This window comes from Cupriavidus necator, from assembly GCF_013141915.1.
Taxonomy (GTDB): Bacteria; Pseudomonadota; Gammaproteobacteria; order Burkholderiales; family Burkholderiaceae; genus Cupriavidus; species Cupriavidus necator_B.
Map to the genome: position 1 here is coordinate 58,093 of NZ_SROX01000025.1, position 24,059 is coordinate 82,151.

Annotated in this window: 24 protein-coding genes; 16 read left to right on the forward strand and 8 right to left on the reverse strand. The window is 68.3% G+C overall.

The genetic code is table 11. The features are described from left to right. Positions 1–129 precede the first annotated feature (129 nt). The gene (locus tag E5S69_RS29875; protein ID WP_423766672.1) at positions 130–2,406 is read left to right on the forward strand and encodes a TonB-dependent receptor; all 2,277 of its coding nucleotides are present in this window, start codon (positions 130–132) and stop codon (positions 2,404–2,406) included. Positions 2,407–2,512: 106 nt separating this feature from the next. Continuing rightward, positions 2,513–3,313 (forward strand): tetratricopeptide repeat protein, encoded by an 801-nt coding sequence (locus E5S69_RS29880; RefSeq protein ID WP_236901481.1) that lies wholly within the window; start codon positions 2,513–2,515, stop codon positions 3,311–3,313. A gap of 13 nt (positions 3,314–3,326) precedes the next feature. Here E5S69_RS29880 and E5S69_RS29885 read toward each other — a convergent pair whose 3' ends face one another. Continuing rightward, positions 3,327–3,533, reverse strand: a complete 207-nt coding sequence (locus tag E5S69_RS29885) for a dodecin (protein ID WP_171518040.1) — start codon at positions 3,531–3,533, stop codon at positions 3,327–3,329. Positions 3,534–3,736: 203 nt separating this feature from the next. On the opposite strand from E5S69_RS29885, the gene E5S69_RS29890 reads away from it, so the two are divergent. The 3 genes from E5S69_RS29890 (at position 3,737) to E5S69_RS29900 (ending at position 6,942) form a co-directional block, all read left to right on the forward strand. Continuing rightward, the gene (locus E5S69_RS29890) at positions 3,737–4,453 is read left to right on the forward strand and encodes a phospholipase D family protein (protein ID WP_423766673.1); all 717 of its coding nucleotides are present in this window, start codon (positions 3,737–3,739) and stop codon (positions 4,451–4,453) included. A gap of 115 nt (positions 4,454–4,568) precedes the next feature. Then, entirely contained in the window at positions 4,569–5,279 is a 711-nt protein-coding gene (locus tag E5S69_RS29895; RefSeq protein ID WP_171518041.1) for a dienelactone hydrolase family protein, read from the forward strand. Positions 5,280–5,385: 106 nt separating this feature from the next. After that, positions 5,386–6,942, forward strand: coding sequence for an acyl-CoA synthetase (locus E5S69_RS29900; RefSeq protein WP_171518042.1), 1,557 nt, complete (start codon positions 5,386–5,388; stop codon positions 6,940–6,942). 5 nt (positions 6,943–6,947) lie between these two features. Here E5S69_RS29900 and E5S69_RS29905 read toward each other — a convergent pair whose 3' ends face one another. Both E5S69_RS29905 and E5S69_RS29910 read right to left on the reverse strand, forming a co-directional pair. Next, on the reverse strand, positions 6,948–7,649 hold the full coding sequence (locus E5S69_RS29905) for a glycine zipper 2TM domain-containing protein (RefSeq protein WP_171518043.1): 702 nt from the start codon (positions 7,647–7,649) through the stop codon (positions 6,948–6,950). 131 nt (positions 7,650–7,780) lie between these two features. Beyond that, complete coding sequence (locus E5S69_RS29910; protein WP_171518044.1) at positions 7,781–8,239, reverse strand: MarR family winged helix-turn-helix transcriptional regulator; 459 nt, start codon at positions 8,237–8,239, stop codon at positions 7,781–7,783. Between the two features lie 212 nt (positions 8,240–8,451). On the opposite strand from E5S69_RS29910, the gene E5S69_RS29915 reads away from it, so the two are divergent. Together E5S69_RS29915 and E5S69_RS29920 are read left to right on the forward strand one after the other, a co-directional pair. Further along, a complete protein-coding gene (locus E5S69_RS29915; protein ID WP_171518045.1) occupies positions 8,452–9,012 on the forward strand; it encodes a YggT family protein in 561 nt (186 codons plus the stop codon). Positions 9,013–9,156: 144 nt separating this feature from the next. Further along, positions 9,157–9,435 (forward strand): hypothetical protein, encoded by a 279-nt coding sequence (locus tag E5S69_RS29920; protein WP_171518046.1) that lies wholly within the window; start codon positions 9,157–9,159, stop codon positions 9,433–9,435. A 50-nt stretch (positions 9,436–9,485) separates the two neighbouring features. On the opposite strand, the gene E5S69_RS29925 is transcribed toward E5S69_RS29920, so the two are convergent. Continuing rightward, complete coding sequence (locus E5S69_RS29925; protein WP_171518047.1) at positions 9,486–10,469, reverse strand: LysR substrate-binding domain-containing protein; 984 nt, start codon at positions 10,467–10,469, stop codon at positions 9,486–9,488. Positions 10,470–10,530: 61 nt separating this feature from the next. On the opposite strand from E5S69_RS29925, the gene E5S69_RS29930 reads away from it, so the two are divergent. After that, entirely contained in the window at positions 10,531–12,132 is a 1,602-nt protein-coding gene (locus E5S69_RS29930; protein ID WP_171518048.1) for an MFS transporter, read from the forward strand. A gap of 120 nt (positions 12,133–12,252) precedes the next feature. Next, on the forward strand, positions 12,253–13,092 hold the full coding sequence (locus E5S69_RS29935) for an IclR family transcriptional regulator (RefSeq protein WP_171518049.1): 840 nt from the start codon (positions 12,253–12,255) through the stop codon (positions 13,090–13,092). A 16-nt stretch (positions 13,093–13,108) separates the two neighbouring features. Here the strand turns inward: E5S69_RS29935 and E5S69_RS29940 are convergent, their stop codons facing one another. Further along, positions 13,109–13,930 (reverse strand): phytanoyl-CoA dioxygenase family protein, encoded by an 822-nt coding sequence (locus E5S69_RS29940; RefSeq protein WP_171518050.1) that lies wholly within the window; start codon positions 13,928–13,930, stop codon positions 13,109–13,111. A 264-nt stretch (positions 13,931–14,194) separates the two neighbouring features. On the opposite strand from E5S69_RS29940, the gene E5S69_RS29945 reads away from it, so the two are divergent. The 5 genes from E5S69_RS29945 to E5S69_RS29965 all read left to right on the forward strand — a co-directional run bounded on the left by E5S69_RS29945 (position 14,195) and on the right by E5S69_RS29965 (position 20,269). After that, positions 14,195–15,121 (forward strand): AAA family ATPase, encoded by a 927-nt coding sequence (locus tag E5S69_RS29945; protein WP_171518051.1) that lies wholly within the window; start codon positions 14,195–14,197, stop codon positions 15,119–15,121. 5 nt (positions 15,122–15,126) lie between these two features. Continuing rightward, positions 15,127–16,152: a DUF58 domain-containing protein gene (locus tag E5S69_RS29950; RefSeq protein ID WP_171518052.1), complete on the forward strand. Its 1,026-nt coding sequence runs from the start codon at positions 15,127–15,129 to the stop codon at positions 16,150–16,152. Then, a complete protein-coding gene (locus tag E5S69_RS29955) occupies positions 16,149–18,119 on the forward strand; it encodes a transglutaminase TgpA family protein (RefSeq protein ID WP_171518053.1) in 1,971 nt (656 codons plus the stop codon). Before E5S69_RS29950 ends, E5S69_RS29955 begins: the two co-directional genes overlap by 4 nt. An 81-nt stretch (positions 18,120–18,200) precedes the next feature. Beyond that, entirely contained in the window at positions 18,201–18,689 is a 489-nt protein-coding gene (locus E5S69_RS29960) for a MarR family winged helix-turn-helix transcriptional regulator (protein WP_171518054.1), read from the forward strand. Further along, on the forward strand, positions 18,686–20,269 hold the full coding sequence (locus E5S69_RS29965; RefSeq protein ID WP_171518055.1) for an MFS transporter: 1,584 nt from the start codon (positions 18,686–18,688) through the stop codon (positions 20,267–20,269). The genes E5S69_RS29960 and E5S69_RS29965 overlap by 4 nt, the downstream gene beginning before the upstream one ends. Before the next feature lie 144 nt (positions 20,270–20,413). On the opposite strand, the gene E5S69_RS29970 is transcribed toward E5S69_RS29965, so the two are convergent. Both E5S69_RS29970 and E5S69_RS29975 read right to left on the reverse strand, forming a co-directional pair. After that, positions 20,414–20,746, reverse strand: coding sequence for a hypothetical protein (locus E5S69_RS29970; RefSeq protein ID WP_171518056.1), 333 nt, complete (start codon positions 20,744–20,746; stop codon positions 20,414–20,416). 259 nt (positions 20,747–21,005) lie between these two features. Further along, the gene (locus E5S69_RS29975; RefSeq protein WP_171518057.1) at positions 21,006–22,472 is read right to left on the reverse strand and encodes a DegQ family serine endoprotease; all 1,467 of its coding nucleotides are present in this window, start codon (positions 22,470–22,472) and stop codon (positions 21,006–21,008) included. A 175-nt stretch (positions 22,473–22,647) separates the two neighbouring features. Here E5S69_RS29975 and E5S69_RS29980 point away from each other — a divergent pair, with 175 nt between their 5' ends. Both E5S69_RS29980 and E5S69_RS29985 read left to right on the forward strand, forming a co-directional pair. Continuing rightward, entirely contained in the window at positions 22,648–23,136 is a 489-nt protein-coding gene (locus E5S69_RS29980) for a MarR family winged helix-turn-helix transcriptional regulator (RefSeq protein WP_171518058.1), read from the forward strand. 35 nt (positions 23,137–23,171) lie between these two features. Then, positions 23,172–23,594: an organic hydroperoxide resistance protein gene (locus E5S69_RS29985; protein ID WP_171518059.1), complete on the forward strand. Its 423-nt coding sequence runs from the start codon at positions 23,172–23,174 to the stop codon at positions 23,592–23,594. Positions 23,595–23,661: 67 nt separating this feature from the next. Here the strand turns inward: E5S69_RS29985 and E5S69_RS29990 are convergent, their stop codons facing one another. Beyond that, positions 23,662–23,940 (reverse strand): GIY-YIG nuclease family protein, encoded by a 279-nt coding sequence (locus E5S69_RS29990; RefSeq protein WP_171518060.1) that lies wholly within the window; start codon positions 23,938–23,940, stop codon positions 23,662–23,664. Positions 23,941–24,059 lie beyond the last annotated feature (119 nt).

Below are 24,059 nucleotides of genomic sequence, written 5' to 3' on the forward strand. Positions count from 1 at the left end.
CTGGCGCCGCCGGCTTGCAACACTTCACCCCGCCCTGCCCATGTACCCAATTGTTCACCTTGACCTGTCAACCGCAATTAAATAATAATACTTCTCATTATCGTTTCGCTAATACAGAGAGGCGCAAAAGTGCAGTATTCGGCAGTCACAGCAAAAAAGAGCCACGGGAAATCGGGTGCGATTCCACGTTTGACCAGCATCGTTGGTGCAGCCGTAGCGGCGGCGCCGGTCGCCGTGCAAGCGGCGCCCAAGCCGGTCGACCTGCCTCAGGTCACGGTCACCGGCGACAGCGGTTTCAAGGCGGAAAGCTCGTCGTCGCTCAAGAATCCCGAACCGCTGCGCGATACGCCGCGCTCGATCACGGTCATTCCCCAGGAAGTCATCCAGAGCACCGGCTCGACCACGCTGACCGACGTGCTGCGCACGGTGCCGGGCATTGCGTTCGGCGCGGGCGAGGGCGGCAACCCGGTTGGCGACCGCCCCTTTATCCGCGGCTATGACGCGCAGGCCAGCACCTTTCTCGATGGTTTCCGCGATATCGGCGCGCAGTCGCGCGAGCTGTTCAACGTCGAGAGCGTCGAGGTGACCAAGGGCCCGGCCGGCGCCTATGACGGACGCGGCTCGGCCGGCGGCAGCATCAATATCACCAGCAAGGCGCCGAAGCTGGCCAATTTTGCCGAGGGCAATATCGGCGTCGGCAATGCGCAGTATGTGCGCGGCACGGCCGACGGCAACTGGCAGTTCGCCGACCACGCCGCATTCCGCCTCAATGCGATGTTCCACGACCAGGACGTCGCCGGCCGCGATGCCGTGCACCAGAAGCGCTGGGGCGTGGCACCGTCGGTGGCGTTCGGCCTGGGGACCGACACGCGCCTGACGCTGTCGTACTACCACATGCAGACCGACGACATCCCCGACGTCGGCATCCCGTACAACAACCCCGCCTTCACCGCGCGCCGCGACGGCCTGCCGCGCACGCGCCAGACCGGCGACGGCTCGCCGGTCAACGTGCCGCGCAGCACCTACTACGGCCTGCTGGACCGCGACTTCCGCAAGGACCAGGCCGACATGGGCACGATCCGCTTCGAGCACGATTTTTCGCCGGCGCTGAAGTTCCGCAACCAGACCCGCTTCTCACGCACCAACCAGGACTACATCTACACGCAGCCTGACGACAGCAAGGGCAACATCTACTACGACCTGCTCTGGCGCCGCGTCAACACGCGTTATTCCACCGCGCGCACGGTGGCCAACCAGACCGACCTGTCGGGCGAGTTCCTGACCGGCGCGGTCAAGCACAAGTACGTGTTCGGCGTCGAGTTCTCGCAGGAGAAGAGCGAGAACGACAGCTACACCGTCGCCACCGGCAACAGCAGTTGCCCGAACGGCGCCGGCGCGGCCAGCGGCTACAACTGCACCACGCTGCTCAACCCCAACCCCAACGACCCGTGGGCCGGCAGCATCGCTCGCACCAATAACCCGACCAACGCCAAGACCAATACGGCGTCGGTGTACCTGTTCGACTCGGTCGAGCTGAGCAAGCAGTGGATCGTCAACGGCGGCGTGCGCCTGGACAGCTACCGCTCCAGCTTTACCGCGGCGCGCGCGGCCAACGGCTCGCGTGCCGAATACTCGCGCGACGACAACCTGTTCAACTACCAGCTTGGCGTGGTGTACAAGCCGGTCGAAAACGCCAGCTTCTACGTGTCGTACGGCACCTCGTCGACGCCGGCGGGCGCGTTCCTGGCGCAGGGCTCGGATCCCAACGGCCTGGCCCCTGACCGCAGCGGCAACCGTGGCGACCAGCTTGCGCCGGAAAAGAACCGCTCGTTCGAACTGGGCACCAAGTGGGACGTGCTGAAGAACCGCCTGGCACTGACCGCGGCAATCTTCCGCATCGAGACCACCAACGCCCGCATCGTGCAGCAGGACGGCACCGCGGCGATGGCCGGCAACAAGCGCGTGGACGGCTTCGAGCTGGGCTTCTCCGGCAACCTGACCGACAAGTGGGCCTTGTTCGGCGGCTACACCCACCTGAAGAGTGAACTGCGCAACAACGGCGGCGCCGGCGCGGCCTTCGGCCAGGGCAACGGCCAGTCGTTCCCGAATACGCCGGACGACAGCTTCAGCCTGTGGACGACGTACCAGCTGCTGCCCAACCTGACCCTTGGCGGCGGCGCGTACTACGTGTCGAAGATCTGGGGCAACCAGGGCACCAACAAGTGGGTGCCGCCGTACTGGCGCTTCGATGCCATGGCCGCATACCGCATCAACAAGAACGTGGCGCTGCAGCTGAACGTGCAGAACCTCACCGACAAGACCTACTACAGCCAGGCCTACACCTCGCACTACGCGACGGTGGCACCGGGACGCACCGCGGTGCTGAACCTGAACCTGCGCTACTGAGCGCGGCGGCGCCGAGGCCGCCAGGCCGCACTGCGCACCATGCACCACGCGGCACGCGGCCGGCACCGGCTGCGTGCCGCTTTGCCTTGCAAGCGAAGCCCATTGTATGGATACCCTGCCCTTTCGCGTCGCCACGCCGGTCGAACTCGACCAGCTCGGTCCCGCCGCGCTGCGAGACAAGCTCGCCGGCCCGCCGCACCTGGCGTTGCCGTGGCTGGGCGGCGCCGCGGTGGCCGGCCATCTCGACGCGCAGATGGTGTTGGGCCAATGGTTCCTGGCCGGCCATGGCGTCACGCGCGACGAAGCGCAGGCTTTCGCCTGGTTCAAGCACGCGGCGCACGCCGGCCACGCGGGCGCGGCCAACCTCGCGGGCCGCTGCTATGAAAACGGCTGGGGCACCGCGCACGATGATCGCGCCGCCGCGCACTGGTACACGCTGGCGGCCGAGCGCGGCTCGGACTGGGGCATGTACAACCTGGCGACGGCGCTGGTGCTGGGACGCGGCCTGGCCCCGGACCGGCGCGCCGCGCTCGGCTGGTACGAACGCGCCGCTGCGCTTGGCCATGCCAAGTCGCTCAACATCGTCGGCAGCTTCCATGAAGACGGGTGGGAGGTAGCGCAGGATCCGGCGCGCGCGGCCGCGTATTACCGCCAGGCAGCCGAAGGCGGCGACTTCCGCGGACAGTTCAACCATGCGCGGATGCTGGCGCTGGCGGGGCGCGAGGCCGAGGCGCAGCAATGGATCCGGCTGGTGCCGCAAACCGCCACCGGGCCCTTCATCGACAAGATGCTGGCGTTCCTGCGCGACGCCCCGCAGCATGCGTTGCAGCGTCTGTACGCGCATGCCGATCAGGCCGCACGGGCGGCGCGGGCAGCGCAACCCGCGCCGGCGGCTACCGCCGCCTGAAAGCAGTGTGGGCTCAGCTCACGCGGAAGCCGACCTTCAACGTGACCTGGTAGTGCGCGATCTTGCCATTCTGGATATGGCCGCGCGTTTCCACCACTTCGAACCAGTCGATGTTCTTGATGGTTTCGCCAGCCTTGGTGATGGCGCTCTGGATGGCCTGGTCGCAGCCGTCGGGCGAAGATCCGACGATCTCGACCAGCTTGTAGGTGTGGTTGGTCATTGCCTCTCCTTGGCGGCCGTAGCCGCAGGGGGTTGCCTCCATCATAGGCGCCGGCCGCGGATAGCCCCAAGCTTGCCGGGCGCAGATCCTGTTACACAATCGCCCTTTGCCAGTGGCGTATGCGGCTGCTACGCTGCGTTCCCGCCAGACAGGTGCGGCGCGCGGCGCGCGCACGCTGTCGTTCACCGACGCAAAGATCCGCCGTGACTTATCGATTCATTCGCCGGGCCGTGCTGGGCCTGAGCCTGGCCACCGCCGTGTCGGCCTTCACCTCGTTCAGTCCCTTCGCGCTGCTGGCGCACGCCCGTTCGGCATCGAGCTTCGACCAGGTGTCCGAAACCATTGCCAACAGCATCAGCGAGACCTTCAACGAGGCCGTCGCCAATCACTTCCCCACCCGCACCGGCAAGCCCGCCCAACCGGCCCAGCCGCCCGACGCCAGGCCGGTGCCCGCCAAACCCTTCGCCGATGGCAGCGGCTACACGCTGTGCTTCGTTCCCGATGGCGCGAGTTGCCAGGCACTGCTGGTCAACGCCATCCGCAGCACGCGCCAGCGCCTGCTGATCCAGGCTTATTCGTTTACCAGCGCGCCGATTGCCGAAGCCGTGGCGCAGGCGCACCGGCGCGGCGTCGACGTGCGCGTGATCCTGGACAAGAGCCAGCAGAGCGAGCGCTATACCAGCGCCACCTTCCTCAAGCACGCCGGCGTGCCGGTAGTGATCGACAGCAAGCCCGCGATCGCGCATAACAAGGTGATGGTGTTCGACGACCAGGCCGTCTTCACCGGATCGTTCAACTTCACCAAGTCAGCGCAGGAGCGCAACGCCGAAAACGGCATGCTGATCCGCGGCGACGCGGCGGTGGTCAAGGCCTATACCGACAACTGGAACAAGCGCTACCGGCAGTCACGCGCGTACTGAGGGCTCGGCACGCGGCCCCTGCACGAACCCGCGCGCGGTGGCACACTGGCGGGCTGACGTCGCCGCATGATGCCGCGGCGGCCCGTGCAAAGCCTTTTCCGGAGAGCCCTTTCCCATGACAGCCATTCCCGACAGCCAGTGGATCCGCGTCGACACCGCCGCGGGCAGCTTCGATGCCTACCTGAGCCTGCCGCCGGCGGGCGTGCAGCCCGGCGCGCCGGGCATCGTGCTGCTGCAGGAAATCTTCGGCGTGAACGAGCATATCCGCGCCGTGGCCGACCAGTACGCCGCCGACGGCTACGCCGTGCTCGCGCCGGACGTATTCTGGCGCCAGGCCCCGCGCGTGCAACTCGGCTATGAGGGCGACGACATGGCGCGTGCCATGGCCTTGCGCAAGGCGGTGGACGTGGCGGCCGCGCTCGACGATATCGCCGCCACGGTGCAGGTGCTGCGCCAGCATACCGGCGCCGGCAAGGTGGCCGCGGTGGGCTACTGCTTCGGCGGGCTGCTGTCGTACCTGAGCGCGTCGCGCGGACTGGTGGATGCGGCCGTGCCCTACTACGGCGGCGGCATCCAGAACCAGCTGCAGGAAGCGGCCAACATCCGCGTACCGGTGCAGTTCCACTACGGCGCGCTCGACACGCATATCCCGCCCGAGGCCGTGCAGTCCGTACGCGACGCGATGGCCGGCAAACCCGGCAGCGAGATCTTCGTCTACCCGCAGGCCGACCACGGCTTCAACTGCTGGGCGCGCGGCTCCTATCACCAGCGCAGCGCCGCCCTGGCGCACGGGCGCGCGCTGATGTTCCTGTCGGCATCGCTGTAGTCCGCACCCCGAGGGCTGCCGGCTTGCCATGGCCAGGCGGCAGCCCTTATCCTCGGCGCTTGGCTTCAAGACTTGCTGGACCCCAACCATAACAATGGAGACCACCATGCAGTCAGAGCAGCAGCGCGCCCTGCGCAACACCATCCCCGACGCCATGGCCCGCGCCGTGCGGCGCAGCCCGGGCAAGACCGCGATCCGTTTCGGCGAACGGTCCTGGACCTTCCGCCAGCTCGATGACGCCACGGCGCGCGTGGCCGGCGCGCTGGCGCAGTGGGGGCTGCGCCCGGGCGACCGGGTCGCCGCCTTCGGCAAGAATTCCGATGCCTACGTGCTGTTGTGGCTGGCCTGCCTGCGCAGCAGCCTGATCCATGTGCCTGTCAATTTCTCGATGACGCGGGCCGAGGCCGAGTACATCGTCACGCAGTCGGGCGCCAGCGCGATCTTTACCGACCCGGCGCTGGCCGAGCGCGTCGATGGCCTGCCCTGCAAGGTCCGCGGCACGCTGCATGGCGGCGCTGCGCACGCCAATCCACGGGACATTCTGGCCGCGGCCGCGGACGGTCCGCCGGCACCGGTGTCCGATGCGCTCGCCGAGACCACGCCCGCGCAGATCCTGTACACCTCCGGCACCACCTCCGCGCCCAAGGGTGCCGTGCTGACGCATCGCGCGCTGCTGGCCGAATACGTCAGCACCATTGCCGCCTGCGATATTCGCGCGTCGGACTATTCGCTGGCCGCATTGCCGCTGTACCACTCCGCGCAGATGCATGTGTTCCTGATGCCGCTGCTGCTGTGCGGCGGCACCACGCTGATCGCCGACAGCCCGGAAGCCGGCTATTGCCTGCGCACCATCCATGCCGAGCGCATCACCAGCTTCTTTGCGCCGCCGACGGTATGGATCGCGCTGCTGCGCCATGCGGAGTTCGACCCGGGCCGGCTGGGGTCGCTAACCAAGGCTTACTACGGCGCCTCGATCATGCCGGTGCCGGTGCTGCTGGAACTGCAGCAAAAACTGCCGGCGCTGCGCTTCTACAACTGCTACGGGCAAAGCGAGATCGGGCCGCTGGCCACGGTGCTGGGGCCCGACGAGCACGCCGCGCGGCCGGCATCGGCGGGACGGCCGGTATTGAACGTCGAGACCCGCATCGTCGATGAAACCCTGCAGGACATGCCGCCGGGCGAACTGGGCGAGATCGTGCACCGCTCGCCGCAGCTGCTGACGCATTACTGGGACAAGCCCGAGCAGACCGCCGAAGCCTTTGCCGGCGGCTGGTTCCATTCCGGCGACCTCGGCTATCTGGATGCCGAGGGCTACCTGTACGTGGTGGACCGGATCAAGGACGTGATCAACTCGGGCGGCGTGCTGGTATCGAGCCGCGAAGTGGAAGAGTGCCTGTACACCCATGCCGCGGTGGCCGAAGCGGCGGTCTTTGCGCTGCCGCACCCGAAGTGGGTCGAGGCGGTGACGGCCTGCGTGGTGCGCAAGCGCGGCCACGAGACCGCCACCGAGGACGAACTGATCGCGCATGCGCGCCAGGCGCTGGCGCCGTTCAAGGTGCCCAAGCGCATCGTGTTCGTCGCGGACCTGCCGCGCAATACGGCGGGCAAACTGCTCAAGCGGCAGCTGCGCGAAGATTACGCGCAGCTGTTCGGCGCGGACTGACGCGCTCAGTACGGCACGGCCACGCCGTTCTCGATCCGGACGCGGTCGCCGATGCGCATCTGGTAGGCGTTGGACTGGGTCAGCGTCAGGTAGGCGTTGTCGCTGGTGCGCACGCGCACGCGATAGGCCGCGGCCGACGATCCGGTGCGCTTCTCGACCTCATTGCCGGCCACCGCGCCGGCCACGGCGCCACCGATGGTGGCCACGGTATTGCCTCGCCCGCCGCCGACCTGATGGCCCAGCAGCCCGCCGACGATACCGCCGACCACGGCACCGGCACCGCTGGTCGATGGCGGCTGGCCGGGCACCACTTCAATCGCCTCGACCCAGCCATAGCGCACGCCGTAGCCTGGGTTGCCGTTGTTGTTGCCATAGCTGCCGTCCGGATAGGCCTGCTGCGGATACGGCTGCTGCGGATAGGAAGACTGTGGATAGTCCGGCTGGGGATACCCTGGCTGCGGGTAATTCTGTTGCGGATAGCCCTGCTGCGGGTACTGCGGATATCCCTGCTGCGCGGGATAGCCGCTGATGGTGGTGCCGCTGCTGCCATAGCCGTTGTTGCCATAGCCGTTGTTGCCATACGCGCCACCGTAGCCCCCGCCATACCCCGCGCCATAGCCGTTATCGTAGCCATACGGCGTGGCACACCCGGCCAGCGCGCCGGCGCCAAGCACCGCAAGCACAACCGAACGAAAGGGGATGGACATGTCAGGACTCCTGCGCGCTGCGCGTGTTGGGGAATGCGCGCGAGTCTAGGGCCGCCGCGGTCCAGCGGGTGTCACCGGAGCTTGTGATTGGTAACCGCCTGTAACGGCTTGCGGCGCCAGCCTGCCAGGGCTCAGCCGCGCTCGGCGCCGTCGTCGTTGAACTGCGTGATGCGGGCCACGCGGAACGCGCCGCGCAGCGATTCGAGCTCGGTCCGGTGCAGCATGGCGAGCCGGTTCAGGTAGCGTTCGCCCTTGGCCAGCAGGTGGACCTGCACCACGCGGCGGTCCTCGGGATTGAGCCGTCGCTTGACCAGCCCGGCGGCCTCGCAGCGATTGACCAGCGCCACCACGCCGTGTTGCTTCGCCTGCAGGCGCTCGGCCAGTTCCCCGATCGAGGCCCAGTCCTTGTCGGCACAGCCGCGGATATGCAGCAGCAGCAAGTATTGCTGCACTGTCAGCCCCTCCTCGCGCGCCGCGTCTTCGGAGAACCGCAGGAAGCGGCGCAGCTGGTAGCGGAAGTCGGATAGTGCCTCGAAGTCGGCCTTGCTGAGCGGGGCGGGATGCGACGACGAGGCGGACTTGCTGGGCATGGGCGGCAAAAAATGCGAAGGGAGGAAGAGGCGCGGAAACTCCGCACGCGCCCCCGTCGGGGCGCTCGCAATTATAGGGGCCGCACGGCACACCGCCAGTCGCGGCCGCGCGGGCGCCGCCAGCAGATCCCGGTTTGCGCCGTGCGCGCGCCCGGCTATGGCAGAATCTGTGCGGTTGCAGACACCTTCACCCGTCACCGGAAAACGCACCGATGTTCTCGGAAATCGCTCTCTTCTTGCTGGATACCGTCTTTACCCTGTTCGGCATGGCGCTGCTGTTGCGCGTATGGATGCAGCTTACTCGGCTGCCCACGCGCAACCCGGTCTCGCAGGGCGTGTTCCAGATCACAGACTGGCTGGTGCGGCCGCTGCGCCGCATCATCCCGGGTGTGGGCGGCATCGACTGGGCCACGATCCTGGCCGCATGGCTGACCGCGGTAGTGTTCCTCGCGCTGGTCGCGCTGATCAGCGGCATCGACCTGCCCGGCTTCCTGCCCGTGATGCTGCTGACCGCCGTGCTCTACGTGCTGAAGTGGTCCATCAGCCTGGTGATGTGGGTCACGCTGCTGATGGCGATCCTGTCCTGGGTCAATCCGCATTCACCCATCACCCCGGCGATCGACCACCTGACCGCGCCGGTGCTGCGCCCGATCCAGCGCGTGGTGCCGCGCCTGGGCGGCTTCGATATCTCGCCGCTGGTGCTGTTCGTGATTGCGCAGATTCTGCTGATGGTCATCGCGCGGGTCGGTGCGGGGGTGTTCGGCCTGCATTGAAATGCGGGCACGATCCATCGCCACATTGTTCGCCGCCTTGGACAGTGTTTCGCGGAGCCGCGCTTTTTCCGGGCAGTGCGAAGTCCTACATTACAGGGCAACGCGGCGCTGACGCCACGCCCCTGCCAAGAAGGACTCCACACCATGAAGACCATGATCCAGCGCCGCACCCTGGCGCTTTCCCTGCTGTGCGCCGCCGGCCTGTCGTTTGCCGCCGCGGCCCACGCCTCTGAACCGGTTTCCGATCTCGCGCGCCTGGACGGCAGCAGCGCCCATGCGGGCAAGGCCGATCCGTACCTGGACGGCGCCCGCCTTGGCCGCCCGGACCCCTACACCGACGGCGCCCGCGTGGGCAAGCCGGATGCGTTCACCGACGGTGCCAACGTCACCGACCGCCGCAACGCGTTCGCCGACGGCGCCTGACCGGCTATTTCCCCTGCCACGGCCGCGGCCGTGGCGGCCCGCCGGCGACCTCAACCCGCCGGGTGGGCCTCTCCGGGCGCCAGCCCGCTTGCGGTGGCATCCAGCCCGGCATCCCGCGCCGTCTCCGCCTCGCCCTCCGTCAACTCCGACACCATCATCGATTCGATCGCTTCCATGAAGGCGCGCACCTTGCGCGGCTGCAAGCGCCGGTCCGGCAGCAGCGCGAACACGCGCAGCGGCGGCAGCGGATAGTCGGGCAGCACGCGCACCAGCCGCCCTTGCGCGATCTCGGCCTCGCAATAGATCACCGATAGCCGGGCGATGCCCAGCCCCGCCAGCGCGCCCTGCAGGCGCAACTCGGCGTTGTGGGTCTGCATGCGCGGGCGGATCGGCACCGATACGGTCTGGCCGTCGCGGGTGAATTCCCACACCGTGTCGCCGGGCGTGGTCAGCGTCGGCATGTTGGCCAGGTCTTCCGGGCGCAGTTGCGCCGGCAGGCTGGCCGCCAGCGCAGGCGCAGCGAACAGCCCGCGTTCGACGTGGTAGATGCGGCGCGCCACCGTGCCCGAATCAGGCAGGTCGGCGTCGACGATGACGAAGGCCACGTCAAAGCCATCGCGGATCGGATCGACCAGGCCCTGCGTGATTTCCACCGCCACATCCAGCGCGGGGTGTGCCGCCAGCGTGCGGCAGATCACGCCGCCCAGCTGCTGCGCGCCGAATTCATAGGGCGTGGCGATACGCAGCACGCCCTGCACGCGCTCTTCGCGCGCCAGTGTTTCCTGGCGGATCTCGCGCAGCCGCGCGAACAGCGGCGCCACATCGCGATACACCGCCTTGCCCGCATCGGTAAGGCGCATGCGGCGCGTGGTGCGCTCCAGCAGCTTGGCGCCGATCGCGGTTTCCAGCCGCGCCACGGCGGCCGAGACGCGCGACTTGGGACAGTCGAGCTGCTCCGCGGCGGCCGTGAAGGTGCCTTGCTCGACCACGCAGCAGAACGCCTCCCAGTCATTCCATTGGATTGTTTCGTTCACCGGACAATGTTTCCCTGACAGCCTGTAGTTCTCCACGGTGGGCCTACATTATGCTTGAGCGATGCAACAAACGCCTGTCCCAGCCGGAGCGGACGGCCTCGCCCCCGCAGTGCCGGCAACCCCCGCCCCCATTACCGCCACGCCCCCGCGCCCGCGCATGCAGATCGCCAGTCACCCCGAGATGGGTCACTGGCGTCTTTCATTGTTCGGTTTGACGCTGGGGCTGGTGACCGGCATCGACTTTTCTTCCACGCTGATGATGGGCGTGGCCAGCCAGCATATCCAGGGCGGCGTCGGTGCCGCGCCGGAAGACTACCTGTACGCGATCTCGGCCTACGCCGCCACCGCGGTGCTGATGAACATGGTGCTGGACCAGCTCGCGCGCCGCATCACGTACAAGCGCTTCACCATGGTGTCGCTGCTGGTGTTCATCGCGGGCTCGCTGATCTGCGCCGAGTTTGCCAGCCCAGCCGGGCTGATCACCGGCAAGGCGGTGCAGGGCTTGGGCGCGGGCGGCCTGTTCGCGGCCTCGCGCATCCTGGTCCAGTTGGTGTCGACGCCGGCCGAGCGCGGCCCGCTGATGCTGCGCTTTGGCGGCGGGGCGTTCTCGATGCTGGCGATCACGCCCTGGCTGACCAGCATCTTCCTGGACGATATCGGCTGGCGCGCGGTGTTCCTGTTCCAGGCCGGCATTGCGCTGCCGGTGCTGCTGTCGGTCGCGCTGACCTACCCCACGCGCGCGCCGCGCGATCCGCATCCGCCGGTATCGACGCTCGACTGGCCCGCCGCCATCGCCGCCGCGCTGGGCGCGCTGGTGTTCCTGCATACGCTGCAGGAGATGCGCTACACGCGCTTCTTCAGCTCGCTGGAGATGCCGCTGGCCGCGCTGTGCGGCGTGGCGCTGTTTGCCTTCAGCGGCTGGCGGCTGTATCGCCATCCGGACCCATGGATCGACTTCTCGCGCCTGGCGGGCCGCCAGTACTTGTACGGCCTTGGCTTCTACACGCTGTACTACCTGCTGTCGTCGGCGTGGTCGTTCCTGCTGCCGACGCTGACGCAGACCGGGCTGGGGCTGACCTTCCGCACCACCTGCATGCTGCTGTCGACCAGCGGCACGGTGTCGGCCATTGGCGCCATCGTGATCACGCTGGGCATGGCGCTGGTGTTCCGCAAGCGGCGCGTGATCGCGATCGGCTTTGTCGTCTATGCCTGCGCGGCGATGCTGCTGTCGCACCAGCTGATGCCGGGCGCACCGGATTACGCACTGGTGCCGGTGGTGCTGCTCGAAGGGCTGACGCCGGTGCTGCTGATGGTGCAGGTGGCGTCGATGACCTACCTGGAAGTGCCGGTCGAGGATTTCTCGCACGCTTACCAGTTCAAGAACGTGTGCAAGCAGATTGCCTCGGCGATGGGCACCGGGCTCGCCAGCGTGTTCATGCAGGACGGCCTGGCGCAGCACCGCACCCACCTGGTGGAGCACGTCACCCGCTTCAACCCCGCGCTGCAGATGCCCGACGTACTCTCCGCGGGCGGGCTGGCCAGGATCTCGCAGGAAGTCGACCGCCAGGCCACGCTGCTGGCCGGCATGGACATGCTGCATGGCTTTGCCCTGCTGTGCGTGGTGGCGGCGGTGTTCGTGCTGGCGCAGCGCAGCTTCCGCTGAGGCCAGGGGCCATGGGTCGCGTCCTGGCCCGGTCCCGGCCCGGCACTGGCGCAATCCCGGCATTTCCTCTACCCTTTCGGCCTTTCCGTGCCAATCCGGCGAACCGCGCCGGCTACGCAGATGGCCAGTTCCACCGATTCCCGCCAGACTCCGCCGCCAGCATCGCAGACCGCCGACAGCGCCGCCACGCCCGAAAAGCCGAGCGACAGCTATGTGCAGTCTTTTGCACGCGGGCTGTCGGTGATCCGGGCCTTCAACGCGCAGCATCCGGCCCAGACCCTGACCGAGATCGCCCAGGCCAGCGGCCTGACCCGCGCCGGCGCGCGCCGCATCCTGCTGACGCTGGTGGGGCTGGGCTATGTGCAGGCCGACGGGCGCCTGTTCCGGCTTACGCCCAAGATCCTGGACCTGGGCTTCGCCTACCTGACCTCGATGCCGTTCTGGAACCTGGCCGAGCCGATCATGGAGACGCTCTCGCAGCAGGTGCATGAAAGCTGCTCGATCTCGGTGCTGGACGGTACCGAGATCGTCTACGTGCTGCGCGTGCCGGCGCGCAAGATCATGACCATCAACCTGTCGATCGGCAGCCGCCTGCCGGCGTATTGTTCTTCGATGGGACGGGTGCTGCTGGCCGGCCTGAGCGAGCCCGAGCTCGACCGCGTGCTGCGGGCCACCGAGCTGCGCGCGCGCACCGGGCGCACCGTGACCGACGTGGCGGCACTCAAGGGCATCGTCGCCGATATCCGCCAGCGCGGCTGGGCCCTGAACGACCAGGAGCTGGAGGAAGGGCTGGTGTCGCTGGCCGCGCCGATCCGCAACCGCGCCGGCCACACCATCGCCGCGATCAACATCAGTGGCCAGGCCAACCGCACCAGCGCGCAGGAGATGCTGGAGCGCTTCCTGCCGCCGCTGCTGGAGGCTTCCGAAAAGATTTCCGGGCTGGTCGGGCTGCGCACCTGAGCGCAGCCGCGCCGGATCAGACCGCGGCGGGCAACTCCACGCTGCCGAACTCGGCCGAGCGGGTGCCGTCCAGCGGCCGGTTGCTGGCGCCGAAATACGCAAACGCCACCGACAGCTTGACCGCGTTGGACGCATTGCGGCCGGCGGCATGGAACAGCCGGCTGTCGAAGCACAGCACGTCGCCGCGGTGCAGCGCCAGCGGCTGCGCGGCGTCCAGCAGCGGCTGGCTGGCCGGGTGCGCTTCGATCAGGAATTCGGCCGGGTCCAGCTGGCCCGGCTCCAGCTTCGCCTGGTGCGAACCCGGGATAACGCGCAGTACGCCATTGCGCTCGTCCTCGTCGCCCAGCGCCAGCCACACCGTCACCAGTTCCGGCCGCGCGAACGACCAGTAGCGCGTATCGCGGTGCCAGCCGGTCTGGCTGCCGTAGTGCGGATGCTTGGTCATCACGCAGTTGTGATGCGCCAGCGTGATGCGCGCAGGCTCGCCCAGCAAGGCCTGCACCACGGCCACCAGCTTGGGGTCGCTGGCCCAGCGGCGGAACACCGCATCGCGCCCGTAGGCCTGGCGCAGGCGCCTGACCGTGCCGCCGCCGGCGGCATCGCGCGTGGCCGGGGCACCCGGATAGCCGAGGTCGGCCTCGAATTCCACCGGCGGCACCGCCGCGGCGAGGTGCTGGCGCGTCACCGCCTCCAGCGCCGCGCACGCCGGCTCGTCGGCAAAGCCGCGCAGGACCACGAAACCGTTGGCATGGAAGGCCTGCACCAGGCGCGGCAGCGCGCCGGCATCGGCGGACAGGGTGGAAGCAGGCAGGTCGGCGCAGGGATCCAGCGAGGTCATTGCAGCAGGCGCGGGCAAGGCCGCGGAAAGAGGCGGAAAGAGGAACAGGGCCGCGGTGGCCCGACAGGCTCATGATGCCAGAACCGGCGCGATCTGGCGCAGGCGCCGCATCGTCATCCTGCGCCGTGCGGCGGGGCCGTTGGCGCCTGCGTACGGAAACAGACGGTGCCGCAAGCGGGCCGCGCCGCTACAATGCGCTCGTCTCCGCCCGATAATCCCTGCATCCGCCGACTTTTTCCCCACCTTCTTGCGCCGAGGTCCCACGTGACTGCACGCCCCCGCATCGTCGCTTCGCTGGCCGAGGCCCAGGCCCAGCTGGGCCGCATTGTCCTTGGCAAGCCACAGCAGGTGCGGCTGGCGCTGGCCTGCATGCTGGCCCGCGGCCACCTGCTGCTGGAAGACGTGCCGGGCGTGGGGAAGACCACGCTGGCCCATGCGCTGGCGCGCACGCTGGGGCTGCACTACCAGCGCGTGCAGTTCACCAGCGACCTGTTGCCGGCCGACCTGATCGGGGTCTCGGTCTTTGTCCGCGACGCCGGCGAGTTCCGTTTTCACCGTGGCCCCGTATTCGCGCAGGTGGTGCTGGCCGACGAGATCAACCGGGCACCGCCCAAGACCCAGAGCGCGCTGCTCGAGGCGATGGCCGAGCGGCAGGTGACCCATGACGGCGCCACGTACCCGCTGCCGTCGCCGTTTTTCGTCATTGCCACGCAGAACCCGCTCGAGCAGATCGGCACCCATGCACTGCCCGAATCCCAGCTGGACCGCTTCACCATGCGGCTGTCGCTGGGCTACCCCGACCCCGCCTTCGAGCGGGTGCTGTACCTGGGCGGCGCCAGCGCGGCGGAACTGCCGCCGGTAATGGATGGCAGCCAGGTGCTGGCGTTGCAGGAAGCGGCCGCGCAGGTCTACGCCAGCCCGGCGCTGGTCGACTACGCGCTGGCGCTGGTGCAGGCCACGCGCAGCCACGGCGGCTTTGCCGCGGGGCTGTCGCCGCGCGCCGGGCTCGCGCTGCTGGCGTGTGCGCGGGCCTGGGCCCTGCTGGCACAGCGGGAACTGGTGCTTCCCGAAGACGTGCAGGCGGTCTTCATGGCCGTGGCCGCGCACCGCTTGTTGCCGGCCGGCGCCGGTGGCCACGCCGCCGTCGACGGCCAACTGGCCGCGCTGCTGGCCGGCGTGGCGATCCCCTAAGGGCCATGGCGGCGCGCAAGGGCGTGCTCGGCGGCGCGCCACGACTCGCATGGCCCCGCGCGGCGGCCCGGCGCCCGGCTGGCGCCGGCGGCACGGTGCTGCTGGACCGGCGCCATCTCTATATCCTGCCCACGCGCGGCGGGGTCGGCTTCGCGGTGGTGCTGGCCGCGATGCTGATGACCTCGCTGAACTACAACATCAGCCTGGGATTTGCGCTGACCTTCATGCTGGCCGGCATCGGCATGTCGTGCCTGTGGCTGGCCTACCGCAACCTGCTTGACCTCGCCGTGGCCGCGGGGCCGGTGGCGGCGGTCCATGCCGGACAGGACGCCGTGTTCCACCTGCGCGTCGACAGCCGCGGCGGCGACGCGCGCATCGGCATCGAGGCCCGTTTGCGCGCCTGGCCGGAAGTCGCTGCCGCGACGCTGACGCTCGATGCCAATGCCAGCGGCATGCTGGCGCTGCACGTGCCGGCGCCACGCCGGGGCCGTCTGGCGCTGCCGCGCGTGACGATGGCGAGTCGCTTTCCGTTCGGTCTGTTCCATGTCTGGAGCCATGCGGACCTGGAGTCGTCGACGCTGGTCTACCCCGCGCCGGAACCCGGTGCCCCGCCGCCGCCCGAGCAGCGCGCCGACGCTGGCGACGGCGCGCAAGCCGCCGCCAGCGCGGCGAGCAGCGAAGACGGCATCGACCAGCTGCGCCGCTACCGCAGCGGTGACCCGCTGCACCGCATCGCCTGGAAGCACAGCGCGCGCACCGGCCGCTGGCTGAGCCGCGCCGGCGATCCGCCGCGGCAGCCGGCGCGCTGGCTGGACTGGCACGCGCTGCCCGCAGGCATGGAAGCCGAGGCCCGGCTGTCGCGCCTGTGCGCGTGGCTGCTCGCCGCCGGCGACGAGGTCGAGATCGGCCTGCGCCTGCCCGGCATGGAACTACCGCCGGCGCGCGGCGCCAGCCACCGGCGCGCCTGCCTCGAGGCACTGGCCTTGTGGCCGCAACGTCCTGGCACCAACCGCGCCGCGGCACACCCATGAAAACTGCGCCCCGGCCGCTGCGGCATGAAGACCACGGACTGCTGCTGGGCCAACTGGCGCTGGTGCTGGCGCCGCAGGCGCGCACGCTGCCGGTGGCGGTGAGCCTGCTGCTGGTGCTGTTGCTGGCGTGGCGCTGGCTGCTGTGGCGGCGGCGGGCGCCGCTGCCGTCGCGCTGGATGCTCGGCACCACCGCGGTGCTGGTGCTGCTGGTGGCATGTGCGCTGGTATGGCAGGAGGGGGGTGGCATCGGGCGCGAGCTGGCGGTGGCGTTGCTGGGCGCCTTTGTCATCCTCAAGCTGCTGGAATGCCGCGCGCTGTCGGACGCGACCCTGGTCACGCAGCTGTCGTTCTACCTGCTGCTGACGCTGTACCTGTCCGACCAGCCATTCTGGCTGGCGCTGTATAGCCTGGCGATCGGCGCCTGGGTGCTGCGCAACTGGCTCTTGCTGCATCACCCCGAGGCGCGCAGCCGCCTGGCGATCTGGCCGCTGCTGGGCCGCATGGCGCTGTTGGGCTTGCCGTGGGCGCTGGCGCTGTTCGTGCTGTTCCCGCGCCTGGAGCATCCGCTGTGGCAGCTGCCCCAATCGGCGCAGAGCGGCACCACCGGCATCAGCGACACCATGCGCCCGGGCAGCGTTGGGCAACTGATCCGTTCGCCCGAAATCGCCCTGCGTGCCGAAATTGCCGGCCAGCCGTTGCCTGCGGCCGCGCTCTACTGGCGCGCGCTGGTGCTGTGGGAATACGACGGCATCACCTGGCATCCGTCGCGGCAGCGGCGGCAGCAACTGGTCCCGGCGGCCGCCGCCGGCGCCACGGCGGGCATCGACATCAGCATCACGCTCGAGCCCAGCCGCCAGCGCTGGCTGTTCGTGCTCGACCGCGGCCAAGCGCTGTCCGCCGGCGCGGATGCCGCGATCACGCCCGATGGCGAATTCATGTCGCGCCGGCCGGTGGACCAGCGCATCCGCTATCGCGCCCATTCCACGCTGTCGCCACCGGCGGAATCGCTGCCACCCGCCACGCTGCGGCTGGCCCTGAGCCTGCCCCCCGGCAACCCGCGCGCCCGCGCACTAGGCGCCCAATGGGCACAGCGCCATGCCGATCCCGCCGCGCGCGTGCAGGCGGCGCTGCGGTTGTTCGCGGCCGCGCCCTTCGCCTATACGCTAACCCCGCCGCCGCTCGGGGCGGAACAGATCGACAGCTTCGTGTTCGATACCCGGCGCGGTTTCTGCGAGCACTATGCCAGCAGTTTCGTCTTCCTGATGCGTGCCGCCGGCGTGCCAGCGCGCGTGGTCACGGGCTACCAGGGCGGCGAGTACAACCCCATGGCCAATCACTACGTGGTGCGCCAGTCCGATGCGCATGCATGGGCCGAGGTCTGGCTGGAAGGCCGCGGCTGGCTACGCGTGGACCCGACCAGCGCGGTCGCGCCCAGCCGCATCGAGCAGGGGCTGGATGCAGTGGTCGGCAGCGAAGCCAATGACTGGCGCCCGTCGCGGCAGCCGGCGTGGCTGAAGGATTTGCGCTGGGCGTATGAGGGCATGGTCTACACGTGGCAGCGTTGGGTGCTGCAGTACGACCATGCGCGGCAGCAGCGGCTGCTGCAGGCGCTTGGCACCAGCGCCGGCGCCGGCCCTGTGCTGGCCGCCGTGCTTGGCATGCTGTGCCTGCTGGCGCTGGTGCCCCTGTGGCGGCGGCGCGTGCCGGCGGACCCGGTCAGTGCGGCCTATGCCCGCTTCTGCACCGTGCTCGCGCGCCACGGCTGCACGCGCGCGCCGGCCGAAGGCCCGCAGGACTTTGCGGCGCGGGCCAGCGCGCAGCTGCCGTGCGCCGGCGAGGCGATCGCCGCCGTCAGCGCCGCCTATGTCAGCCTGCGCTACGGCAGCCTGCCAGCCGAAACGCAGGCCCAGGCCCTCGCATCGATGCGGGCCGGCATCCGCCGGATCTCGGCGGCATTGCATCGGTAGGAGGCGGATGCGCACGCATTAGATGCATTTGATATAATTACATTTGAAACTATATCAAATGCTATCAAGCCGCCGCCCGCCATGTCCTTTGAGCAACGCATCGACCGCTTTTGCGCCAGCCACCCGGAAGCCCCGCGCGAACTGATCCTGGCCTCGCGGCTGCTGCTGCGCACCGCGCGCCTGCTGCGCGGGCATATCGACCAGGCCCTGGCGCCCTTTGAACTGGATATGAGCCAGTATCTCGTGCTGAGCATGCTTGCCGTCGATGAGGGTGCACCGAGCATGCCGTCCGAACTGGGTGCCACGCTCGATGCCACGCGCACGCAGATGACGCGGCTGCTGGATGGCCTGGAAACGCGCGGGCTGCTGCGCCGGCGCGCTTCGGCCAGTGACCGGCGCAGCCTGGAGCTGACCCTGACCCCGGCCGGCCGCCGGCTGCTCGAGCGCGCCGCCCCGGCCGTGCATGCCGCCTATGGCGCAGCGTGGGCGCCGCTTGGCGCAAGCGGCCTGGCCAGCGCTACCCGCACGCTGACCTCGCTGCACCAGACCTTGGAAGCACAGCAGCCATGAATCCGGGATCGCCCTGGCGCCCGCTGTGGCGATTGCGCGCGGGCATGCGGTGGCTGCGCTGGCTGAGCCACCGGCAGCGGCAGACGCTGCTGATGGCGCTGCTGGCGCTGGCCACGGGCGTGGAGTTCCTCGAGAACATCATGTTCGTGTTTGCCTCCAGCCATATCGTCGGCGGCCTTGACGCCGACCCGCGCAGCTTTGCGCTGGTGCAGGCGGCCTACGCGGTGGGCAGCATGCTGATGATCCTGAAGCAGCAATGGCTGTCGCGTCGGTTCGGCTACCGCTATTACCTGACTGGCGCGCTGCTGCTGTTCATGACCGGCACGGTGGTGGCCGCGACCAGCCATGCGCTGCCGCAGATGGTGGTGGCGCGCTTCATCCAGGGCGTCGGGGGCGGTGCGTTGTTCACCAGCTGCCGCATCCTGGTCAATGTGCTGTTCGGCCCAACCGAGCGGCCGCGCGCCACGCGCATCTTCATGATCGGCATCTTCGCGGCCTCGGCGCTGGGCCCCGCGTTCGCCGCCGAACTGATCGACCATGGGGTCTGGCAGGACGTGTTCTACGGCGTGTTGCCGTTCGCCGCGCTGGCGGCGCTGGGCGCGTGGCTGCTGCTGCCCGATGCCGAGCCGCGCGCCGGCGCCGACGGCCCCGCGCTCGGGCCGCTGCTGCTGTTCGGTGCCGCCATCGTGACGTTGCAGGCGGCACTGACCGAGGCGCGCTTCGACGTGTTTTCGCATCCACTGCGCCTTACCCTGGTGGCCACCGTGGGGCTGGCGCTGCTGGCGGTGTTCCTGTGGCACCAGTGGCATCACCGCGCGCCGGTGCTGCATCTGCGCGCGCTGCGCCAGCCGGTGTACCTGACCGGCCTGGCGATGTACTTCGTGTACTACATGATCAGCAACTTGAGTGGCTACCTGTTCCCGATCTATGCCGAGCAGGCCCTGAAGATCCCGCTGGCCACCACGGGCTGGCTCAATACCTTCGCCGCGCTGGTCAGCCTGGCCGGCATCTTCGTCTACCTGCAACTGGCGCCGCGCCTAACCCGCAAGAAGCCGCTGATGGTGGCCGGCCTGGTGCTGATGGCCGCCACGGCATGGTGGTTCGCGCAGATGCCGCCCGACGCCGGGCCGCCGGCGCTGGCGTGGGGGCTCATCGGCAAGGGCCTGTTCGGCGTGCTGGTGATCATACCCATTGCCGGGCTGACGTTCCGCGCGCTAAGCCCGGATGCATTCGCCCACGGCTACCGCAGCAAGAACCTGATGCGCCAGATCGCCAGCTCGTTTGCTTCGGCCCTGGGTGCGGTGCTGCTGCAGAACCGCCAGTTCGCCGTGCACGACAGCCTGCTGCACGCGGTCGGCCAGCGCCCCGCGGAGGCGGAACACTGGATGGCCGGGATGCAGGCGGCGCTGGCCGCGCGCGGCTTCGATGCGGCGCAGGCCCACCAGGGTGCGCTGGCGCAGCTCAGTGCGCTGATCACGCAGCAGGCCACGCTGATTGCTAGCGAGGATATCTATCGGCTGATTGCCGGCCTGGCCCTCGGCGCGGCGGCGTACATGCTGTTGCAGCGGCGGCTGACGTAGGCGCCCAATGCATCGCGACGCGAGGCTGGCGAGGACTGCAGGTACTGCTGGGAAAATCAGGGAGAAGCGAAGGCACCGCGCGCAAAAGGGGGCGGCGCGGACGGGTCGCAGTGCCGGCGGTCGCGGCACCGGCGAAGATCCTGCTCAGAACAGCGACAGCTGGCGCATGCCGAAACCGATGGTCTCTTCCACGCGCGCGCGGGCGTGGGCCAGCGAGCCTTCCGCGCCGGAGTAGTTGCCGGCGGCCCAGTGGTAGACCACGGGAAGCTCGCCGCGCTCGGACAGGCGCACTTCGCCCAGCTTGTCGCCACGCTCGTTGCGGTAGAAGTGCGAACGGTAGCCGCGCTCCCAGTGCGGAGCAACTTCTTTCTTGCGCCGCCGGGGCTTCGGCGCGGAGCCGGTGGCAGACGTCGTGGACGTCAGCCGCCGCGCTCGATCGGTACCCGGCATCTGGGCACGGGTGAAATCCAACTGCATAGACTTCCTCTTTGTCGATTCAGCAGAACCAGGGCCGGCGGGGGCTGCCGCCGCATGCTTCGTGCATCGCAGTCGAGATGATACCTGCTGGCGCGCTTTCTGTAAGCAGTTCGTTGCGCTGAATCCCGCCTCTGGTAAGGCTTAGCGGGCCGTATACCCAATCGTATACGTGTCGGTATACGTGCAGGTATACGGCCCGCCGAGGCATCAAAGCCTTGCTGGTTAACGGCTTGCGGGCACGTCGGGGTGCCCGCTCGGATCAACCCAGATCGAGTGGAATAAAGATGCGTGCATCATCGCGCTGCACCAGCAACGCCACCTGCTTGCCCGACTTGCCCACCAGCGTGCGCAGTTGATCGACCGACGCAATCGGCGTGCCGTTGAGCGACAGGATCACGTCGCCGGGCTGGATGCCAACGCGCGCGGCGGGACCGGTCACGTCCTCGACCACCAGGCCGCCGTCGATGCCGCTTTCGCGCTTTTCCGCCGGCGTCAGCGGGCGCACAGCCAGGCCAAGCCGGCCATTGGCCTCCTTGCCGCCCGCCTTCTGCGCCACCGCCTGGTCGCGGGCGGTACCCACGGTCACCGCCAACGTCATCGGCTGGCCCTTGCGGATGATCTTCAGCGAGCTCTGCGTACCCGGCTTGATATCGGCCACGTGCTCCGGCAGGTCGCCCGAATGATCGATCACGTCGTTGTCCAGCTGCACGATGACGTCGCCCGGCTTCAGCCCTGCGCGCGCGGCCGGGCTGTCGGGCTCGACCGAATTGACCAGCGCCCCCGCCGGCTTGGGCAGGCCGAACGACTGCGCCAGCGCCTGGTTGACCTCCTGCACGCTGATGCCAAGGCGCCCGCGCGTGACCTTGCCGTGCGCCACCAGTTGCTGCTGCACCTTGGTAGCCACGTCGATCGGGATCGCGAACGAGAGGCCCTGGTAGCCGCCGGTCTGGCTGTAGATCTGCGCGTTAATGCCGACCACCTCGCCGCGCTGGTTGAACAGCGGGCCGCCCGAGTTGCCGGGATTGACGGCCACGTCGGTCTGGATGAACGGCACATAGGTGTCGTCCGGCAGCGAGCGCGACTTCGCGCTGACGATACCCGCGGTCACGGTGTTCTCAAAGCCGTAAGGCGAGCCGATCGCCAGCACCGGCTCGCCCACGCGCACCTGCGACGGGTCGCCCAGGCGGACAGTCGGCAGATCCTTGGCATCGATGCGGATCACTGCCACGTCGGTCTGCGGATCGGTGCCGAGCACCTTGGCCTTGAACTCGCGGCGGTCGGTCAGCTTGACGGTCACTTCCTGCGCGCCGTCGACAACGTGGGCATTGGTCAGGATCAGGCCGTCGGGGCTGACGATAAAGCCGGAGCCCAGCCCGCGCACGAGCTGCTGCTGGCCTCCTTGCGGTCCCTGGAACTGCGGGCCGAAGCGCTTGAAGAACTGGAACAGCGGGTCGTCCGGATCGATGCCCGGCGGCATCTGCACCGCGGTGCGCTGCGCGCGCGCGGTCACGCTGATATTGACCACCGCCGGTCCGTACTGGGCGACGATGCCGGAGAAGTCCATCGGCGTGGCCACCGCAGCCGCCGGCTGGGCTGCCGCCACCACGGGAGCGGGGGCCGCATAGCCGGGCGTGATGACTTCTCGCTGCAGATAGGCATAGCCGCCGCCGAGCGCGGCCAGGGCCGCGATACCAACGGCAGTGCGAGCAATGGTCTGGCGCATCATAGGTTCCTTTCCTTTAGCTTCTGGCGTCGGCACGATGCGACGCAACACCGCCATGCTAGTGGGCAAGACTTAAAACAGACTTAAGGCAGGGTGCCTCCCGCGGACGTATGCGCGCTCCTTTCCGGCGATGCAAAATTTATCTTGCACACAATCTAATTGCGTCTAATATATCGACATGGACGCCGAGAACGAACCCGCCACCGACTGGCTTTTGCTTGATCACCAACTATGCTTCGCGCTGTATTCAAGCTCGTTGGCGATGACCAAGCTGTACAAGCCACTGTTAAGTGAGCTTGGACTTACTTATCCGCAATATCTCGTCATGCTGGTCTTATGGGAAACGGAATCGTTGTCGGTGTCGGAACTCGGCGACCGGCTGGCGTTGGACTCGGGCACGCTGACGCCGCTGCTGAAGCGGCTGGCCGCCAGCGGGCTGGTGATCCGGACCCGGGACGCGGCTGACGAACGCAGGGTCCTGGTCAGCCTGACCGACAGCGGACGTGCACTGCGTCAGCGCGCCACCGGCATTCCTGAACAAATGTTATGTGCCACGCAATGCCCGGTCGAAGAGATCGAGGCGCTGACGCGGCGCTTGCATGCACTGCGGTCGACGCTGGAACAAGCGCGGACCGATTCCAGCTTGCCGGCTCACGGCAAGCGTTGATGACGCCCCTGCGGGCAACCAAACCGGAGTCTTAGATGAAACTCGAAAAAGTCGTATATACCGCCCATGCCACCGCCACCGGTGGCCGCGATGGCCGTGCCACTACGGCCGACGGCCAACTCGATGCCAAGCTCGCCGTGCCCAAGGAAATGGGCGGTGCCGGCAATGGGCTCAACCCGGAACAGCTGTTTGCTGCCGGCTATTCGGCCTGCTTCCTGGGTGCAATGCGCTATGTCGCCAGCCAGCAGAAGATCAACGTGCCTGCCGATGCCTCCATCGAAGGCGCGGTCGGCATTGGTCCGATCCCGCAGGGTTTTGGCATTCAGGTCGAGTTGAAAATCTCGCTGCCGGGCTTCGAGCGCGAGGCCGCTGAGAAGCTGGTCGAGCAGGCCCATCAGGTGTGCCCGTACTCCAATGCCACGCGCGGCAATATCGATGTCACGCTGACTGTGGTCTGAGGCGTCAAGCCTGCGTAAAAAAGGCCCGCAGCGCGCTTGCGCTGCGGGCCTTTTCTATCGCCTTGGCCTACGCTTCGGATTCCGGGCCTGGCAACTGCGCGCAAAATGACCGCTTCTGGGTCGAACTCATTCGCTTGATTTCAATTTCCGCCTTCAACGCTTCCGATTTGGTAGCAAAGCGCATCTGGCCGAGCACACGGATCGGCTTGCGCGAGCGCGTATATTTCGCGCCTTTTCCGGATTGGTGTTCGGCAAAACGGCGTGCCACATCGGTGGTGATCCCGGTGTAGATGGAATCACCGGTGCATTCGAGCAGATAGAGATACCAGACGCAGTCAGCGGACATGGGCGGTATGGGAAGTCTGGAGTAATGGTATGACGCCCGCGTCAAAGCAAAAACCCCTCGCAGCGAATGCTGTCGAGGGGTTTTGCACAATAAGAGCCTGGCGATGACCTACTTTCACA